This window comes from Cellulosimicrobium sp. NPDC055967, from assembly GCF_042269845.1.
Classification (GTDB): domain Bacteria; phylum Actinomycetota; class Actinomycetes; order Actinomycetales; family Cellulomonadaceae; genus Cellulosimicrobium.
The window spans coordinates 94,507-112,189 of the sequence record NZ_JBHJYJ010000005.1; the positions used below are offsets into that span (position 1 = coordinate 94,507).

The 17,683-nt window shown below is 74.4% G+C and carries 14 protein-coding genes; 7 read left to right on the forward strand and 7 right to left on the reverse strand.

The features are described from left to right. Positions 1-80: 80 nt before the first annotated feature. Together ptsP and ACFC2L_RS08810 are read right to left on the reverse strand one after the other, a co-directional pair. Positions 81-1,814, reverse strand: coding sequence for a phosphoenolpyruvate--protein phosphotransferase (gene ptsP, locus ACFC2L_RS08805; protein WP_375823900.1), 1,734 nt, complete (start codon positions 1,812-1,814; stop codon positions 81-83). Further along, on the reverse strand, positions 1,811-3,208 hold the full coding sequence (locus ACFC2L_RS08810) for a PTS transporter subunit EIIC (protein WP_375823901.1): 1,398 nt from the start codon (positions 3,206-3,208) through the stop codon (positions 1,811-1,813). The genes ptsP and ACFC2L_RS08810 overlap by 4 nt, the downstream gene beginning before the upstream one ends. 376 nt (positions 3,209-3,584) lie before the next feature. Between ACFC2L_RS08810 and ACFC2L_RS08815 the strand changes: the two genes are divergently transcribed. The 4 genes from ACFC2L_RS08815 (at position 3,585) to ACFC2L_RS08830 (ending at position 5,542) form a co-directional block, all read left to right on the forward strand. Continuing rightward, positions 3,585-4,457 carry a GntR family transcriptional regulator gene (locus ACFC2L_RS08815; RefSeq protein WP_375823902.1) on the forward strand — a complete coding sequence of 291 codons (873 nt, stop codon included), beginning with the start codon at positions 3,585-3,587 and terminating at the stop codon, positions 4,455-4,457. Then, complete coding sequence (locus tag ACFC2L_RS08820; RefSeq protein ID WP_024839826.1) at positions 4,454-4,699, forward strand: PTS transporter subunit EIIB; 246 nt, start codon at positions 4,454-4,456, stop codon at positions 4,697-4,699. The genes ACFC2L_RS08815 and ACFC2L_RS08820 overlap by 4 nt, the downstream gene beginning before the upstream one ends. Positions 4,700-4,847: 148 nt before the next feature. Next, a complete protein-coding gene (locus ACFC2L_RS08825; protein ID WP_053369276.1) occupies positions 4,848-5,078 on the forward strand; it encodes a PTS transporter subunit EIIB in 231 nt (76 codons plus the stop codon). After that, entirely contained in the window at positions 5,078-5,542 is a 465-nt protein-coding gene (locus tag ACFC2L_RS08830) for a PTS glucose transporter subunit IIA (RefSeq protein ID WP_375823903.1), read from the forward strand. The genes ACFC2L_RS08825 and ACFC2L_RS08830 overlap by 1 nt, the downstream gene beginning before the upstream one ends. Positions 5,543-5,587: 45 nt before the next feature. Here ACFC2L_RS08830 and ACFC2L_RS08835 read toward each other — a convergent pair whose 3' ends face one another. Next, positions 5,588-8,164, reverse strand: a complete 2,577-nt coding sequence (locus tag ACFC2L_RS08835; RefSeq protein WP_375823905.1) for a DUF6493 family protein — start codon at positions 8,162-8,164, stop codon at positions 5,588-5,590. Further along, positions 8,161-9,549, reverse strand: a complete 1,389-nt coding sequence (locus ACFC2L_RS08840; RefSeq protein ID WP_375823907.1) for an SWIM zinc finger family protein — start codon at positions 9,547-9,549, stop codon at positions 8,161-8,163. The genes ACFC2L_RS08835 and ACFC2L_RS08840 overlap by 4 nt, the downstream gene beginning before the upstream one ends. Before the next feature lie 100 nt (positions 9,550-9,649). On the opposite strand from ACFC2L_RS08840, the gene ACFC2L_RS08845 reads away from it, so the two are divergent. After that, entirely contained in the window at positions 9,650-12,262 is a 2,613-nt protein-coding gene (locus ACFC2L_RS08845) for a DUF6493 family protein (RefSeq protein WP_375823909.1), read from the forward strand. On the opposite strand, the gene ACFC2L_RS08850 is transcribed toward ACFC2L_RS08845, so the two are convergent. From ACFC2L_RS08850 to ACFC2L_RS08860, 3 genes are all read right to left on the reverse strand, one after another. Then, complete coding sequence (locus tag ACFC2L_RS08850) at positions 12,240-14,267, reverse strand: NHL domain-containing thioredoxin family protein (protein WP_375823910.1); 2,028 nt, start codon at positions 14,265-14,267, stop codon at positions 12,240-12,242. The two genes, ACFC2L_RS08845 and ACFC2L_RS08850, sit on opposite strands and share 23 nt — an antisense overlap. A 184-nt stretch (positions 14,268-14,451) precedes the next feature. Beyond that, the gene (locus ACFC2L_RS08855) at positions 14,452-16,179 is read right to left on the reverse strand and encodes a recombinase family protein (RefSeq protein WP_375823912.1); all 1,728 of its coding nucleotides are present in this window, start codon (positions 16,177-16,179) and stop codon (positions 14,452-14,454) included. A gap of 32 nt (positions 16,180-16,211) precedes the next feature. After that, the gene (locus ACFC2L_RS08860; RefSeq protein WP_375824135.1) at positions 16,212-16,346 is read right to left on the reverse strand and encodes a hypothetical protein; all 135 of its coding nucleotides are present in this window, start codon (positions 16,344-16,346) and stop codon (positions 16,212-16,214) included. 106 nt (positions 16,347-16,452) lie between these two features. Between ACFC2L_RS08860 and ACFC2L_RS08865 the strand changes: the two genes are divergently transcribed. Beyond that, a complete protein-coding gene (locus ACFC2L_RS08865; protein WP_375823913.1) occupies positions 16,453-16,671 on the forward strand; it encodes a heavy-metal-associated domain-containing protein in 219 nt (72 codons plus the stop codon). Continuing rightward, positions 16,668-17,636, forward strand: coding sequence for a heavy-metal-associated domain-containing protein (locus ACFC2L_RS08870; protein WP_375823915.1), 969 nt, complete (start codon positions 16,668-16,670; stop codon positions 17,634-17,636). Before ACFC2L_RS08865 ends, ACFC2L_RS08870 begins: the two co-directional genes overlap by 4 nt. The last annotated feature ends 47 nt before the right edge of the window (positions 17,637-17,683 follow it).

The window sequence follows — 17,683 nt, forward strand, 5'->3', positions numbered from 1 at the left end:
ACGCCCCGTCGAGAACGACATGGGGGTCGTTATCCAGCGGATAACGGCCCCCATGTCGTTGTCGGCGCCCGTGAGGTCGACTACAGACCCAGGTCGTCCAGGATCGGGAGGCGGGACCGGACGGCCGCGCGGGCGGCGTCGGGCGTGGGCTGCTGGAGCGCGAGGAACGCGAGCTCCTCGCACTGGTCGGACGTCGTGGCGGCCAGCACCGCCGCGACGTCGGCGAGCGCGCGCGGCGTCATGGACAGCGAGGTCACGCCGAGCCCCACCAGCACCGGCGCGAGCACCGGGTCCGCCGCGGCCTCGCCGCAGACGCCGAGCGGGCGCCCGTTGAGCGCCGCCCCCGAGCCCGTCGCCCCGACGAGCGCGAGGACCGTCGGCTGCCACGCCGTCGACAGGCGGGCGAGGTCGGAGACCTCGCGGTCCGCGGCCATCGTGTACTGCGTGAGGTCGTTCGTGCCGATGCTCGCGAACGACGCCTTGGCGAGCACCCAGCGCGCCCCGAGGGCCGCGGCGGGCACCTCGATCATCACGCCCGCGGTGCCGAGGCCGTGGTCCGCGCACAGCGCGACGAACGACTCCGCCTCGTCGGGCGTCGCGATCATGGGCGCCATGACCCACACGTCGGCCGACTCCGCCGCCGCGGCGCGCGCGATCGCCGTGAGCTGGCGGTCGAGCACCTCGGGGTGGCGCCGCGCGGTGCGCAGGCCGCGTACGCCGAGCGCCGGGTTGGGCTCGGCCTCGGGCGTGACGAACGGGAGCGGCTTGTCCGCGCCCGCGTCGAGCGTGCGCACGACGACCTTGCGGCCGCCGAACGCGGCGAGCACCTCGCGGTAGGCCGCGACCTGCTCGTCGATCGTCGGCTCGACCGTGCGACCCAGGAAGCACACCTCGGTGCGGAAGAGCCCCACGCCCTCCGCGCCCGCCTCGGCGGCCGCCCGTGCGTCCTCCCCGTTCGCGACGTTGGCGAGGAGCTCCACCCGGCGGCCGTCCGCCGTCCGGCCCTCGCCGTCGAACCGGCGGCGCTCGCCGCGCGCCCCGCGCGCCGCGACGACGGCGGCCACGTCCTCGGCGGACGGGTCGCGCTCGACCGTGCCGAGCCCGCCGTCCACGAGCACCGTCGCGCCGTCGTGCAGCGTCAGCGCGTCCTCGACCGCCACCACGGCCGGGATGCCGAGCGCCCGGGCCAGGATCGCGGTGTGCGACGTCGGCCCGCCGCCCCGCGTCACGACCGCGAGGACGCGCTCGGGGTCGAGCTGCGCGGTGTCCGCGGGAGCGAGGTCGTCCGCGACGAGCACGAACGCGAACCCCGGGTCGGGCACTCCCGGGGCGGGCAGGCCGAGCAGCGTCGCGACGATCCGGTCGCGCACGTCGCGCACGTCGCGCGCCCGCTCGGCCATGAGCCCGCCGAGCGCCTCGAGCTGCCCGACGACGACGCCCGCCGCGTCCCACACGGCGCGCGCCGGCGTGGTGCGCTGCTCGCGCACCCGCCCGACGGCGTCGCGCGCCAGGGCGGGGTCCGCCGCCATCGCGGCGGTCACGCCCAGCACCTCCGCCGCGGTGCCCTCGGCCCGCGCGGCGCGGGCCGTGAGGTCCTCCTGGACGGTCGTCACCGCCGCGAGGACCTGCGTCACCGCGAGGTCCACGTCGGCGTCCGTGCTGTCCGCGGCGAGCGGGGCCGCAGCGGGCTCGGGGACCGGGTCGGGCATGCGCACGACCGTCCCCGCCCCCCGCCCGGGGCTGACCGGTACGCCGGTCAGCCCCGGGTCGGAGACCCGCGCGGGTGCGCGCGTCGCGTCGTCGGAGACGGTCACGCCGCGCCTCCGCCGCCCGAACCGGTGCGGCTCGGGACGTCGGCCTCGGTGCCGCCGGCGGCGCGGTCGTCGCGCCCCGTCGCCCGGACGTCGGACGCCGGGGCGTCGGCCACCGGGGCGTCGGTCGCCCCCGTGGCTCCCGTCGCCTCGACGGCGCCGTCGGTGTCGTCCTCGCGCCCCGGGGTCCGCAGGTTCCAGCGGGTGATGACGAAGCGGAAGAGGAAGTAGTAGATCAGCGCGTACCCGAGCCCGACGGGGATGAGCAGGAGCGGCATCTCCGCGATCCGGAAGTTCAGCAGGTAGTCGATCGCGCCTGCCGAGAATCCGAAGCCGTCGCGGATGCCGAGCGCGTTGACGAGGGCGAGCGACGTCCCGGTGAGGACCGCGTGGATGACGTACAGGGGGTAGGCGACGAACACGAACGCGAACTCGAGCGGCTCGGTCACGCCCGTGACGAACGAGACGAGCGCGGCCGAACCCATGATGCCCGCGACGACCTTGCGCTGGGCCGGCTTGGCGGTGTGGACGATCGCGAGCGCCGCGGCCGGGAGGGCGAACATCATGATGGGGAAGAAGCCGGTGAGGAACGTGCCCGCCGTGGGGTCGCCCGCGAGGAAGCGGAAGATGTCTCCCTGCGCGACCGTGCCGTCGGCCGAGGTGTACTCGCCGAACTGGAACCACGGCAGCGAGTTGAGCAGGTGGTGCAGACCGATCGGGACGAGCAGGCGGTTGAGCGTGCCGAAGATGAACGCCCCGAGGATCGTCGACCCCGTGACGAACCCGCCGATCGTGTCGTTGATCAGCCAGTCGAAGGCGGGGTAGATCAGGGCACCGACGACGGCGATGAGGACCGACACACCCGCGGTGACGATCGGGACGAAGCGTCGCCCGCCGAAGAACGCGAGGTAGGGGGGCAGCTTGATCCGGTAGTACTTCTGGTAGAGCAGCGCCGCCGTGAGACCGATGACGATGCCACCGAGCACGCCGTAGTTGATGAGTTCCTGCGCGTCGCCCTCGGCGGGCTTGCCGAGCACGTACGGCGAGAGCGAGTCGCTGACGCCCTTGAAGACGAGGTATCCGATGAGGGCCGCGAGGCCGGTCGTCCCGTCGGACTTCTTCGCGTACCCGACCGCGACACCGAGGGCGAAGATGATCGGCAGGTTGGCGAACAGCGCGTTGCCGGCCGCGCCGAGCACGTCGGCGACGGGCTGCATCCACGCGAAGGTGCCGGCGACCCCGTCGGCGCCGAGCATGTCGGGCTGCCCGAGCCGCAGCAGCAGCGCGGCGGCGGGCAGGGACGCGATGGGCAGCATGAGGGAGCGCCCGACGCGCTGGAGCTGCGCGAAGCCGGGCACCCCCTTCTTCGTCCTCGTCGGTTCGGCGACGGTGGTCATGTGTCGATCTCCTCCTGGGTGGGCCTGGGGCGCAGGCCGAGGTGCGTCGTGCGGCAGCGGTGGCGCGACGTCGTACGGGCGTCGTTGCCGGTCTCCGGGCACGCCGAGGACGACTGGGGTCGTTCCTGGCTCGTCGTGCCGGACATCCGGTCCAGGTTGTCTGGACCACTTGCAGGAAGAGTGGTCTAGACCTCATGATGTGTCAACCCCCGGAGGTGACCCGGGACACACGGACAGGTCCAGGACCCGCGTCGCCGCAGGTCGCAGGACGGACAATGCACCCGTGGAGATCGAGGCACCGACGCAGGGTCGTCCGTCCGTCCAGGGCACGGACGCGGACGAAGGACCAGGACGAGGACGAGGACGCGGCACGACGATGAGCAGGTCACGATCGCAGGCGAGCGAGCACAAGTACCTCACGGTGCGCGCCTACCTCGCCGACCTCGTGGCGAGCGAGCTCTCCGTCGGCGACGCGGTGCCGTCCGAGCGCAGCCTCACCGAGAAGTTCGGTGTCTCGCGCATGACCGTGCGCCAGGCGATCGACGCGCTCGTCACCGAGGGCGTGCTCGAGCGCTCGCAGGGCCGCGGGACGTTCGTCGCCCCGCCGCGCGCGGACTTCGAGATGCGCCTCACGACGTTCGGGGAGGAGGCGCGCCGTCGCGGCATGGAGCCGGGCACCGACGTGCTCGAGGTCGGCACGGCGCCCGCGCCGGCGTCGGTCGCCGAGTCGCTCGGGCGCGCGACGGGCGACCCCATGCACCACGTGGTGCGCCTGCGCTCCGCCGACGGCTCGCCCATGAGCGTCGAGGAGGCGTGGATCCCCGTCGACCTCGCCCCGGACCTGCTCGACGACGGCGTCCCCGAGAGCCTGTACGGCGCCCTGCGCGAGCGCGGCCTGGCCCCCACGTGGGGCGAGGACACGATCACCGCCTCCGACGCGACCGTCCAGGAGCAGAAGCTCCTCGGGCTGCGCGCGTCGCGGGCCGTCATGCGCACCGTCCGTCGCACGTTCGCGGGCGACGCGCCGCTCATGTACTCGCGGTCCAGCTACCGCGGCGACCGGTACAGCGTGTTCGTCCCGCTGCGCGAGGCGCGCCCGACGCTCGTGCCGCGCACCGGCGGCTCCCCGGCGTCGACCAACGCCCCCGCGGACCCGGCCGCCACGGCGGACACCACCGACCCGACGCCCACCGACCACCTCGACCCCGTGCCAGTGCCGGCCCGGGCGACCGAAGGGAACGACCGATGACACAGTCCGACGCGGAGCGCGCCGCGACGATCCTCGCCGGCCTCGGCGGGGTGGCCAACATCGACGAGATCGACCCGTGCACCACTCGGCTGAGATCGCTCGTCAAGGACCCCGCGCTCGTCGACGCCGCGCTCCTGCGGCGCGCCGGAGCGTTCGGCGTCATGGTGAACGGCCGGGTCGTCCAGGTCGTCGTCGGCCCGCAGGTCGACACGATCGCGTCCGACCTCGCCGACCTCATGTGAGGACCCGGCACCACCACAGCACCACCGCCGTCGCACCACCCCGACGACGGCGCCCCGACCCCGCGCGCCCCGCGCACCCCGACCAGCACGGCAGCCGGCCGGGACACCTGACCCGGCCCCGGCCGGAACACGACCACGAGGAGCACCCGTGAGCAAGGCAGAGCAGATTCTCCGAGGCCTCGGCGGCGACGCGAACGTCGTCGACCTGGAGGCGTGCATCACGCGCCTGCGCGTCGAGGTCGAGGACCCGGCGCTCGTCGACGACGCCACGCTGACCGCCGCCGGGGCGATCGCCGTCGTGCGCTCGGGTGCCGCGATCCAGGTCATCGTCGGCCCCGAGGCCGACAACATCGCCTCCGACATCGAGGACCTGCGCTGATGGCCGCGCCGCTCACGGTGCTCGTGCCCGTCACGGGCACGGTCATCGACGTCTCCGACGTCGACGACCCCGTCTTCTCGGCCGGCCTCGTCGGGCCGGGGCTCGCCGTCGAGCCCGACGACGCGCAGGGCGGCGAGGCCGTCGCCCCCATCACGGGCACCGTCGTCAAGCTGCACCCGCACGCGTTCGTCGTCCAGCACGACGACGGCCGCGCCGTCCTCGTCCACCTCGGCATCAACACCGTCCAGCTGGGCGGCGAGGGCTTCACGACGCACGTCGCGCAGGGCGACCACGTCGAGCGCGGCACCGTCCTCGTCTCGTGGGACCCGAAGGCCGTCCGCGCCGGGGGCCGGTCGGCCGTGTGCCCGGTCGTCGCGCTCGAGGCCGCCCCCGACGACGTGACCTCGCTCGCGGAGGTCGGCGCGTGGGCCGCCCACGGCGAGGAGCTCCTCACCTGGGGCTGAGGACGCCGCGCCGAACCCGGGGTCGTTCCCCACGAGTGGCCCTCGCTAGGGAGCAGTCCCGGGTTCGACGGCGTCACGAGCCACAGAGCGGGGTGTGGGGCCTGAGCGGTTCTGCCGCTGCACGGAGGCCTCGTCTCGGGGCACTCTCCGGCATTCCTGGGCAAGGACGCTCCGCGAACGCCCGACGGCAAGTGCGGCCAGTTCCTCGGGCAACGAGGCCGTGCGAGCGGTCGCCAGCGCCGAGTCGGCCAGCGCCGCGACGAACCGATGGGTGTCCGGGCGCCGATCGAGCTCTGGCAGGACGGTCTCGGCCGCGTCGACCACGGCGTCGGCCGCTCGCGCGTGGCTGCGGCCGACGTCCTGGAGCGCCCGCCCCACCCGGCCCGCGACGACGATGCCTGAGGTCACGTGCCGTCCGATCTCGCGCCCCAGCTCGACACCGTCCAGCCCGCCCGTCGCCGCGAGGTCGGCCACGGCGTCGACGGCGGCGAGACGTCCCGCCGGGTCCTTCGCCGACATGCCCAGCACGAGCGCGGAGGTGACGACCGGGCACGTGCGCGACGCCCTCCCGAGCCCCGCGAGCACCGGCGCGGGGAACCGTGCGGACCGCACGGCCCGGAGCAGCGGTGCGTGGCCGTGCGCCGCGAGGAGGTCGGAGTGGTGGGGAAACATGAACGGCCACGCGTGGGTGCACAGGGCCGGGGTCTCGGCCGGGTACTGCTGCGGGTGCTCGCGGCCCACGAGAAGCGCGTCGAGGGCGTCCGTCCCTCGTCGCCGGGCGTCCGGTCCGGAGGCGTCCCACCACGAGACGATCGTGGCCCGCGGGCCGTCGCGGTCGTCGACCGGCACCTCGATCTCCGCGCACTCCCACCGGGGGACGTGTGCACGCAGGCGCGCGACGTCGTGCGCGAGCGCCGCGCCAGACGGATGCTGCGGCAGGGCGGCGAGGTCACCCGGATCCGGGAGCCGGAACGCCGCCAGCGCGGTGTCGAACGGCAACGGTTTCGCGTCCCCCGAGGTCCGCGCGAGGCGGTCCAGCACCGAAGCGACGTCGACGGCCCCGTCCTCCGTCGCCGGGAGAGCGAGGAGCGGTCGGCCCGGCGTACCACGCGCGGCATGGTCCGCGACCTCGCGGACTCGGGTCGACCACCACACGCCGAGCGAGTCCCCGGGCCGCACCCTCGGCAGCACGAAAGACGGCCCGGGGCGCCACGGGTACGGCACCGCGAGCCAGTTCCGGTAGCGCGGCTGTTCCGGCGGTCGTGCCCCACGGAGCCAGGCGAGGACGAGCGCAGCGACGTCGGCACCGGGGGCGCATCCCTGCCACGGCCCGGGCCAGGACTCTTCCAGGATCGACTCGGCGCGGGCGGCGAGAGCGTCCGCGCCGGCGGGTCGCTCGGCACCGGCCAGGCGCGCGACGCCGTCGAGCACGCGCTCCAGAGTGACGATCTCGCACGGCTCCTCGAGCGCACGCGCTGCCGCCTCCACCAGCTCTTCGGGGTCCTCGACCGGGGACACGCGCCGAGCGACCGGCAGCGGCATCTCCCCGAGCGGCTGCTCGAGCACCTGCACCCGTACCGGCTCCGCGGTGCCGCCCTCGAGCAGCCCCCGGACCCGGTCGCCGTACTCCGGGCGCGCTCGCGCGACCTTCGACAAGAACGTGCGCTGCGCCTGGACGACGCCCTTCGTCCGGTGCTCCAGCGCGACGTGGCTCACCTCCAGCAGCGCGTCGACGTCGAGACCGGCGTCGACGAGGCGGCCGAGCTCGCGCTGTGCCAGCCTCACCACCGCGGCCACCTCGCTCGCGAGTCCCCGAAGGTAGCGTGCCTGCTGCGCGGTGACCTCGGCGTCGGTCACGGAGAGGGCGTCGTGCAGCCCCACGAACCACCGCACGTCCACGGCTGCACGGTCAGAGAGAAACGCGTCGAGCACGGCGTCCAGCAGCCGCGTGCGGTCGACCGACGGTGACCCGTCGGGCTCCCCGTCGGGCTCCTGGAGCACGACGAGCGCGTGCTGCCACGTGCGCTCGCGATGCGTGGTGGAGGAGTCGGCCCAGGCGAGCCGGCGCCCGAGGGATTCCTCCTGGAGCACGTCCCACAGCTCACGGTCGAGGAGCGCCGGATCGTCGCGGAGCAGTCCGAGCACGCCACCGCGCAGGTCCCCACCGGCCGTCACCAGGGTCTCCAGGTACCCGGTGCCGGAGGGTCGGTCGCACGATCCAGCGCGGACGAGGGCGCGGGTCAGCGCCCAGAGGTCGTGCGCAGTGTCCGAGTCCGTCGCGGCATGCGCGAACGAGCCGAGCCACGACGGCGAGCGGTCCGTCAGCACCCGGACGGCGAGGGCGACGTCGGCCTGCTCGGCGCGGAGCCGCCAGACGTTCGTCATGACCTGCCGCACGCTCGTCGCACAACCCAGGAGGGCGAGGAACGTCGCGCGGTGCTCCAGCGTCGCGCGCTCCACCTCGTTCCGGTCGAGATCGGCCAGCAGACCCCGACCCAGCCGCGCACGGTCCTGCTCGGTCAGCGGAGCGAGGAAGGCCACCACGTCCTCCGCGGGCACCCGCCCGGTGATCCGGGCGCGCAGGTCCTCGTACTCGACAGACGCGACCGTGTGACTGGTCATGAGGCCTCCGCCGTCCGGGCCGCGAGCACGTGCTTGCACGGACCGCGCGAGTCGCGGTGCTTCGCGAACCACGGGCACGTGCACCGATCGCCCGCAGGACCGAGCCGTACGACGTACTCGACGTCGCCGCTGCGCACGTTCGCCGTGCGCTCGCCAGCGCCAGAGCGCGTGGTGCCGCTCTCGACCCACCGGACCGCCCCGTCCGCGACCAGCGCCCGGGCGCCGAGAAGACGAGGGTGCATCCGGTCGATCGCGTCCCGGTCGTAGGGGAGCTCGCGGTGGAAGTACGCGCCCTCGGCCGCGTCGAACCCGACCCGGCCGGCCGCACCCAGCCGCGACAGTGCGCGGCGGACCCGATCGACGTCCACGTCGGCCTCGCGCGCCAGCCGGTCGACGTCGACGACCGGCTCGAACGCGAGCAGCGCGGCGACGAGGTCCGCGTCGTCGACGGCCGCGTCGTCCGCGAGGTCCACGAGCACACCGCCTTCTCCGGAGAACCCCCGAGACCGGTCGGGGCTCAGGGCGAGCACGAAGCGTGCGTCCTTCAGCTCCACCTCCCACAGGCTCGCGGTGGGTTCCGGACCGCCGCGGGCGCCTGCGTACACGCGCAGCCCGCGGGAGAACCGCAGCAACGGCTCGATCGACCGCAACCGCTCGACACCGGAGATCCCCACGCTCGGCCCCGACGGTCGGCTCGCGAGGCGGAGCCCCGACGCGGCCCTCGTCACCCACAGCGCCCCGCGCGTCGGCGTGCGCGGGAGCGCGCGCAGGAATCGGCGGGCCTCTGCCGCGGGCACGTCTATCGCGAGCCTCATGTCGGCTGCCGCCACCTGCGCCTCCGCGAACCCGCGCAGCCACCGCTCCGGGAGCGGCACCTTCTTCTCCGTCACGGTCCGGTCGAGCGTCGAGACGACGACGTCCTCCCCGACCGCGAGGTGCAGCGGGTCGCGGGCACCGACACGCGCGAGCATCTCCCGGACGGGTGGGTTGAAGTCCACGTTCGTGGTTCCCGTCGCGAGCGCCGGGCCGTCCAGGCTGCCCGGGAGCAGGTCGAGCCGCGCGGACACGCCGCAGCACGCCGAGAAGCTCTCGAACCGCAGCCGGTCGCCGTTGCTCGTGACGACGGGGTCAGCGGCCCGGATCGCGGCGGCCACCATGCCGGGCGGGGTGTAGTAGCGCGTGCGGGCCACGCGCGCGACCGCGAGCAGCGCGACCGCGTTCTGCTCGGGGTGCCCGAGGAAGCCGTCGAAGAAGACCGGGTGCTCGGTCCACCCGGACGACGAGACGCCCCCGCTCGTCGACAGCAGGAGCTCGTTGCCGAGCGGTCCCGGGCACAGCAGCGACGGCCGCGGGTACGTCAGCGTCTGCTCCGTCGCGTTGGGCATGGCGGCAGCGTAGGCGCACCGGCCGACACGGTCGTCGCGACGGTCAGCAGGGCATCCGGACGGCACGACGTCGTCCACCGACGACGGGTGTCGACGATGGGTGTCAGCGCGCCGTGCGATCCTCCTCACCATGTACGCCGCCGTGCCCTACTCGCGCCTCGACGGCGTCGCTCGCGCCGACGTGCTCGGGCTCCTCCGCGAGCGCGGCGACTCGGTGCGCGCCGACCCGACGGACCGTGACTGGGAGCGCGATCAGGCGACCTGGCGCACCGTGGGCGACGTGCTCGAGCGACTCGCAGACGGTGAGCGCCCGGGTGCCCCGTCCGACAGCGCACCTCGATGGCTTGCCGGCGCGGCACGCCGACGGGTCGGCGAGATGGCACAGACGCTCGTCTTCCGTCCCGAGTTCCTCACGATCCGCACGCTGGAGCGCCTCGGCGCCGTCGAGCTCGAGCCGGACCGCGACTACGTCCTCGCCTTCGTGAGCGGGATGAGCGCCCGGCTCCGCGACGACGCGAGTCCCGCCTATGCGCTCCGAGAGGATCCCGAGCTGCTCGACCGCTGCTTCTGGCCGATGTTCGCCGTCGAGGGTGGTGGGCAGGTCAGTCTGACGAACGCCGACAAGTACGGCGGCGGGTCGTGGTGCGCCACGGTCGTCGAGCTCGTCGACGACGGCACGGTCGACCGAGGAAGGGTGCTCGACTCGTGCCTCGACGCGCTCGTGAGCGACCTCGGCGCCTACCAGGCCGGGTGGTTCTCGCGCACGTTCACCGCCCTCCGCCCCACGCCGGACGAGCTCGCGGCCCGGCAGGCTGCGCTGCTCGCGGTCGCCCGGTCGACCGTTCCGGCATCGGTGACGTTCGCTGTCGACCGGCTACGTGACGTCGAGAAGGCGGGGATTCTCGACGACCGGAGCGTCGCCGCCGGGCTCGGCGCAGTGTTCGCGACGGCCGGCAAGGGCGCCGCGACGAAGGCCGTCCGGCTCCTCGAGACCGTCGCCACGCGCCTCCCCGGGGACCCGGCCGTCGTCGACACGGCGGTCCGCGCGCTGGACCAGCCGCACGCGGACGTGCAGGCGCGTGCGCTCGACGTCCTGGAACGAGCCGGGGCGCTCGACCGCGCGCTCGGCGCATCGGTCCATCCGACCCTCGCCGCCCGCGTATCACCACCGCCCGCGGCCCTCGACCCGTCCGCGCCCGCCGATCCACCGGAGTGGTCGCCGCCGTCCCTCCTCCTGCCCGGCCCGGTCTCCGCCGACGAGCTGCTGGTGCGCACTGCAGCCCTGCTCGAGGACGCGTCGGACCCGCTCGAGGTGGAGCAGGTCCTCGCGGCTCTTGCCACCGTCGGTGATGCGTCGGTCCTCACACCCGTCGCGCGGCGGGCGCGCACGGTGGCCGAACGCGACCGGCAGGGTGGCGAGTGGGGATCTCCGGTCGCCGCGGCCGTCGCGGAGCTGGTTCTCACGGCGTGCGGAACCCCGCTCCCGCCGGACCCGTACGGCGTCGCGCCTCCCGTGGAGACCGGGTTCCTCCGCGCTCGACTCGCCGAGATCGGCTCGACGATGACCGGCGGCACTCCGAGGTCCCAGTTGCTCGCCACGCCGACCTCGGGTCCGTGGGTCGCTCCGGGCGTCCTCGTCGCCCGGCTGCTCGCCACGCTGCGCGCACCGGCATCACCGAGGCACCACGACCTGGTGGGCGCCCTCCTGCGCCTCCACGTCGACGGGCGTCCGTCGGCGCTCGGCACCTGGCGGGCGGCAGAGTTCCCCGCCGACTCGGCACTCTCCCGGGTCGTCGTGCACGCGCTCGGCGGGCCGCCGCCGTCGAGCGACGACGTCCGACGCGACGTCGAGGACGGTCTCGCCGCGTGGTGGGTCGCGGCGGCGCGAGCGAGGGACCCGCTCGGCGTCGATCCCGTGCTGGTCGAGGCCGGCCTGGGAACGACCGGTCGCGGCCTGCCGATCACCGCGAGCGTCCGACCGCGCGCGGAGCACTCGCACGGACAGACGCACTGGCGGTTCACCGTCGCCGTCCCCCGCGAGTCGCCGCACACGACGACGTACACCGAGCCGCCGGCGGTGACGAGCCGCACGATCCGGCACTACGAGACCGACCATCTCGCAGACTGGCACGCGTGGACGGCGACGACGTTCCCGCACGACGCCGAGCACTTCCTGGTGGCCGGCGTGCGCTCGGTGCTCGACGCGTCACTCACCTGGTCCACCCGCGAGCCGGACGTCCCGATCGTCCTCGACGCCCTGCTCACCCATCCGGGACGCACCGGCGCCCTTGCCGCATCGACGGTCGCGGCCGGTCTCGCGGCGCGCGAGCAGACCGACCGTATCCGCGCGGCGGACGTGTTCGCCGCCCTCGTCGTGCCAGGACGCGTCGGCACGACAGAGATCGCCGACGCGATGGCCCTGCTCGCCCCGGCCGCGACCGTGACGCGCTGGGGAGCCGCGCTCGGCGACGCGGCCGAGGCGGCCCCCGGGGCGCGCGAGGCGGTCGTCGACGTGCTCGTAGGGCTGCTCCCCGAGCTCGACCGCGGCACGCGCGGCCTCTCCGCCCTCCTCGACCGGCTGGAGGAGGAGTCAGCGCGCGTCGGCCGCGCCGTCGTCGACGGCACGTTCCGCGACTGGGCGGCAGGGTTCACCGGGTCGTCACGGGCCGCGCGGACGGCGCGGCGCCTCGTCAGCCGCGCAGCGGGAGCGTGAGCTCCGGGACGTCGCCCGGCTCGCCGCGGTCCACGACCCGCACCGGGACGCCCCAGTCCTGCTGAGCGAGGTGGCACGCGGGGAACACGTCCGGGTCGGGCTCGCCGTCCGGGCCGAGCGGGACGACGTCGCACGACGCCGCCCGCGCGGTCACGTGCAGCACGCCCTCGCGGACCTCCGGGTTGATGACGAGGTCGCGCCCGAGCTCGACGCCGGTCCCGTCCCCGGACAGCAGCAGCTCGGGCGGTGTCGCGCTCACCCGCAGCTCGGTCGACGGGCCGAACCGATCGTCGAGCTTCTGCCCCGGGGCCGGGACGAACGGGACGTCGAGCCAGAGCGGCCCGGCCCCGATGTCGGTGACGGGGCGCTGCGTGCGGTGGGCGCCGCCGTCGAGCACCTCGCCCGCGAGCGAGGCGGGCAGCGCGACGCGCGTGAGCCGGTGCGCCGCGGACTCGACCACGAGGAGGTGGACCTGCGGCTCGCCGTCCGGCCCCTCGCCCACCTGCACGACGACGCCGCTCGGCTCGGCGAGGCCCGTCGCCAGGGTCGTGACCTCGCCGGCGAGCCGCGTCTCTTCCACGTCGTCCCCGACGCTCCCCGCGTCACCGGCCGCGGGCGCGAACCGGCGCAGCGCGCCGTCGTAGGTGTCGGCGACGACGACGCTCCCGTCGGGCAGCGTCGCGACCCCGAGCGGGTGCTGCATCAGCGCCTGCTCGGCCGGGCCGTCCCGATGGCCGAAGTCGAACAGCCCCTGCCCCACGGCGGTCCGCACCTCGACGACCCCGCCGGGCGCCGGGGTCACCCGGCGCAGCGCGGACGTCTCCGAGTCCGCGACCCAGATCGCCCGGTCCGCGCCGACGGCCAGCCCGGACGGCTGGGCGAACCAGGCCGACGCACCGGGCCCGTCCTCCAGACCCTCGTTCATGGTCCCGGCGAGGTGCGTCATCGAGCCCTGCTCTCCGTCGAACGCCCACAGCGTGTGGTTCCCCGCCATCGCCACGACGAACGCCGCGAGATCCTGCGACCAGGCCACGTCCCAGGGCGACGAGAGGCGCACGTCGAGCGGCGCGTACTGCCCGCCCGCCTCGGCAGGTCCGTGGCCCGTGACATCAGCGCCCCGTCGGCCCTCCCGCAGCACGACGTTCTCGACCCCGCCGACCATGAACTGCTCGCCGGTGCCCGCGACGGTCGTCACGTGGCCGTTGGCGAGGCGCACGCCGCGCAGGACGTGGTTCGCCGTGTCTGCGACGACGACGTCGTACCCGAGCCACGGCCGCAGCTCCTCGGGGACGAGGCACAGCCCGTTGGGTTCGGCGAACCGTGCGTCGTCGGGGCCGCCATCGACGAGACCGCGCTCGCCGGACCCGATGCGCCGGACGAGCGTCTCGCCGTCGGGCAGGAGCTCGGCGAGCGAGTGGTGCCCGGCGTCCGCGACGAGGAGGTTGCCGCCGGGCAGCTCGATCGCCTTCGCAGGGAAGCGCAGCGTGCCCGACGACGGCGCGGGCGGCACGTACGGGCCGTCGCCGCGGTGCAGCGTGCCCTTGGCGTCGTGCTCGGCGACGAGCTCGTCGACGAGGGCGGCGATCGCGGACGCGTGACCCTCCCCCGCCATCTGCGCGACGACGTAGCCCTCGGGGTCGACGACGACGAGCGTCGGCCAGGCGCGCGCGGCGTACGCGGACCAGGTAACGAGCTCGGGGTCGTCGAGGACGGGGTGGTGCACCTCGTACCGCTCGACCGCGGCCGCGAGCGCCGCCGGGTCCGCCTCGTGCTCGAACTTGGGCGAGTGCACCCCCACGATGACCAGCACGTCGCGGTGCGCCTCCTCGAGCTCGCGCAGCTCGTCGAGGACGTGAAGGCAGTTGACGCAGCAGAACGTCCAGAAGTCCAAGATGGTTACACAACCTCGCAGATCCGCGAGGGTCAGGTTCCTCCCGCCAGTGTTCAGCCAGCCACGACCGACTAGTTCGGAGGCTCGGACGCGAGGGGTGCGGGAGGTGCTCACAGCCCCATTCTGCGGGACGCCACCGCCCTAGACGTGAGCGACCCCGCGACCGCGCGGCCGAGCTCAGCGAGGCACACCCTGTCGCGGCGAACCGCGCCCTTGCCCTGGCCGGGCACGACCCCCGCCGCCTCTCCGTCGATGATGACGGCACGGTCACCGTGCACAACGAGGCGGCCTGGTAGGGCTACTCCTCAGCGGTCAGGGCCGCCGCCTCCCGTTCCTTCCGCGCGAGCCTGCGCATCGTGTCGGGCGCCCGCCCCGGGTGCGGAACGCGCTCGCCGTCGCGCGGCCAGGTGGAGCTGTCGACGAACGTGATGATTGCCCGCTGCGGGCCTGAGAACCGCGCGCCGCGGTAGGGCGCCTGGGCGACGCTCACGTCCTTCACGGTCGCCTCGATCACCCTGCGCTGCGCCGCGTCGTCGAGCTCGTCCCAGGTCTCGGCGAGGTACTGGAGATCCCGGAGCGCCTCGACGGGGATGGCCTCGTCGCCCACCTGCTCGGCCAGCTCTCGCTCTGCGGTCGCGACGACGTCGCGCAGGCGCGGCAGCTCGGCTGCCGCCTCCTCCTCGGTGAGCACGCCGGTCACCGCGAGGCGCCGGACTCGAGCGAGATCAGCCCTGGCCGCCTCGAGGGTGAGCTCCTTCGCCTTGCGCCCGGCCCTGACCGCGGGGTCCGTCTCCCCCACCCAGCCAGCGAACGCCTCGCGCGTGGTCTCGTCGTTGGGGTCGAGCTGGGACAGGAAGACCAGGGCTCGGCCGATGACGTAGTCGTCCATGCCCTCGACGGGGCAGGTGTAGCCGGGGCAGCGTCCGGCCCCCTGCGCGGCGTTCCCGCAGCGGTAGTAGACGTATCCCTTCCTGGGCATGGTCAGGGCGGGCAGGGCGCCGCACTGGGCACAGCGCAACCGGGTGCCGAGGAGGGACTTGCGCTGCCGCGTCGACGACCGGACGCCCTCCTGCATCGGCGGTCGCCGGTCGTCTAGCCGGGCCAGGATGACCGCACGCTCCTCCGGCGTGATGACTCCCTCGCCCACGCTGACCGTCTCGCCCGTCTCGGCGGAGCGGTAGACCTCAGCCCGGAAGGGCCACCCGCCGAGGCTGCCATCCTCCCGGACCGCGCGACGGCGGATGCTCTGGAGCCCTGCCCACCCCGGCGAGTGCACGATGGTGGAGAGGGTGGGCACGCGCCACTTCTGCGGCTGGCTCTCGACGTCGACATCCTCGCCGCGGGCCTTCCGCGTGACGACGGTGCCCCAGGGCTTCCCCGTCGAGAGCGCAACCTGCCGTTCGTTCAGGTCGGCGACCACGCTGTAGAGGGTCGCGCCGTCGAGCAGGGCCTCCGCCGCCCGTCGTGCTTCGGGGTACGTCGCCGGGTCGTGCTCCAGCTTCCCGTCGGTGCCCTTCCGCAGCCCCCACGGCGGCTTGCCCCCGAGCCAGAGGCCGCCCTCTCGGCGATAGCGCTTCGTGCGCGCGACGTTGTCCCCGAGCTTCTCGCTGTACTCGCGCGCGATCTCGCCGCGGATGATCGTCGCGAGGCGCTGCTGAGGGTCGGAGGTGTCGGTCCCGTCGACGCCGAGGATCCGCCGCCCGGTGGCGGCGTGCTTCGAGAGCATGGCTCCGAGGGTGTCCGACCCTCGGCGGTCCGCACGGTCGAGCGCCCACACGATGACCGTGCGGAAGGAGTCCCCTCGGTCGAGCGCGGCCAGGGCTGCCTCCCACTGCGGACGGGCCTTGCCACTTCGCGCGCTCGCGCCCGTGCCCTCTCGCTCCCGGTAGACCTGGACGACCTCGAGCCCCTCGCGCTGGGCCAGCGCCCTTGCCTCGCCCTCCTGCTCGTCGAGGGTTCGGTTGGTACCGACCCTTCCGCTCGAGCGTCGGACGTAGATCGCGGCGGCAGACTTCGGGGTCGTCATGCCGCCCATCGTACGACAGTTGGTGCTTACGTTCAGACCGTCCCAAAGTCGAGCACCACGACCTTCCCGCGCAGGTCGGCGAGAGTCACGTCCCGGCCGCCGGTGTTGAGCCAGCCGCGCCCGCCGAGCTCGGACGCGCGGACGCGGGGAAGTCGCTCGGTGGTCACGCCCTCCATTGTCGCGCGACCTCCGACTCTTGACCCACATACCCCTGGTGGGTATATTCGCCATCGTTCGATACCCCGCCGGGGTATCCGGGAGAGGAGGAACGCGATGAGCATCGTCGAGATCGAGTACCAGGTGACCGGGATGACCTGCGGCCACTGCGAGCTGTCGGTGCGCGAGGAGGTCGAGCAGGTGCCCGGCGTCACCGCGATCGACGTCAGCGCGACCACCGGCCGGCTCGTCGTCACGGCCGACCAGCCCCTCGACGACGCCGCGGTCGTGGCCGCCGTCGACGAGGCCGGGTACCAGGCGGTGCGGGTGCCATGAGAGCCCCCGCCCGGATCGGGCTGTATGCCGCGGGGCTCGGCGTCGTGTTCGTCGCCTCCGCCGCGATCGCGGGAGCCGTGGTCCCCGAGGGAGCAGCCCCGGCACCGGCCGCCTCGCACGCCCCCGAGCAGCATGTCGCCCCGGGCGAGACCCCCGAGCAGAAGAGCGCGAGAGGAACCGACATGACCCGCGGACTGTCCCTGGAGGAGGACGGGTACACGCTGGGCGAGGTCACGGCTCCCGCGACCGTGGGCGAGGCCGGAGAGCTGGCGTTCACCGTCACCGACCCCGCGGGCGAGCCCGTCACGACGTTCGACGTCGCGCACGAGCAGCGGCTCCACCTGATCGTCGTACGCTCCGACGGCGCGCACTTCCGCCACGTCCACCCCGTGATGGACACGGACGGGCGCTGGTCGATCCCCTGGGCCTGGGACGCCGCCGGGACCTACCGCGTGTACGCCGACGCCGCGCCCAGCGCGGGCGCCGCCGTCACCCTGACCCGCACGGTCGACGTCGCGGGCGACCTCGCCCCCGTCCGCGCCACCGAGGTCTCCACCACCGCGTCGGTCGACGGCTACGACGTCGCGCTCGACGGACAGCTTCAGGCCGGGACCGTCTCCCGGCTGACCGTCGAGGTCACCCGCGGCGGGGAGCCCGTCACGACGCTCGAGCCCTACCTCGGCGCCTACGGACACCTCGTCGCGCTGCGCGACGGCGACCTCGCCTACCTGCACGCGCACCCCGAGGGCGACGAGCCGGAGGCGGGCCAGGTCTCGGGCCCGACCGTGTCGTTCGGCGTCGAGGCGCCCACGCCGGGCCGCTACCTGCTGTACCTCGACTTCCAGGTGGAGGGCCAGGTACGCACGGCGGCGTTCGTCGTCGAGGCGACGGCCGACAGCGCCCCCGCCCTCGCGCCGGACGACCCGCCCGCGACCGGTCACGACCCGGCGACGCACGACCACTGACCTGCACCCCATGCCCGGCAGCACCCTGCCGGGTCGGAAGGAGGACC

Bases quoted from the DNA above. Each gene is read 5' to 3' on its own strand.
- ACFC2L_RS08820 (WP_024839826.1), top strand. From the start codon at position 4,454: ATGACACAGTCCGACGCGGAGCGCGCCGCGACGATCCTCGCCGGCCTC.
- ACFC2L_RS08865 (WP_375823913.1), top strand. From the start codon at position 16,453: ATGAGCATCGTCGAGATCGAGTACCAGGTGACCGGGATGACCTGCGGC.
- ACFC2L_RS08835 (WP_375823905.1), bottom strand. From the start codon at position 8,164: ATGACCAGTCACACGGTCGCGTCTGTCGAGTACGAGGACCTGCGCGCC.
- ACFC2L_RS08810 (WP_375823901.1), bottom strand. From the start codon at position 3,208: ATGACCACCGTCGCCGAACCGACGAGGACGAAGAAGGGGGTGCCCGGC.
- ACFC2L_RS08870 (WP_375823915.1), top strand. From the start codon at position 16,668: ATGAGAGCCCCCGCCCGGATCGGGCTGTATGCCGCGGGGCTCGGCGTC.
- ACFC2L_RS08815 (WP_375823902.1), top strand. From the start codon at position 3,585: ATGAGCAGGTCACGATCGCAGGCGAGCGAGCACAAGTACCTCACGGTG.
- ACFC2L_RS08840 (WP_375823907.1), bottom strand. From the start codon at position 9,549: ATGCCCAACGCGACGGAGCAGACGCTGACGTACCCGCGGCCGTCGCTG.
- ACFC2L_RS08855 (WP_375823912.1), bottom strand. From the start codon at position 16,179: ATGACGACCCCGAAGTCTGCCGCCGCGATCTACGTCCGACGCTCGAGC.
- ACFC2L_RS08830 (WP_375823903.1), top strand. From the start codon at position 5,078: ATGGCCGCGCCGCTCACGGTGCTCGTGCCCGTCACGGGCACGGTCATC.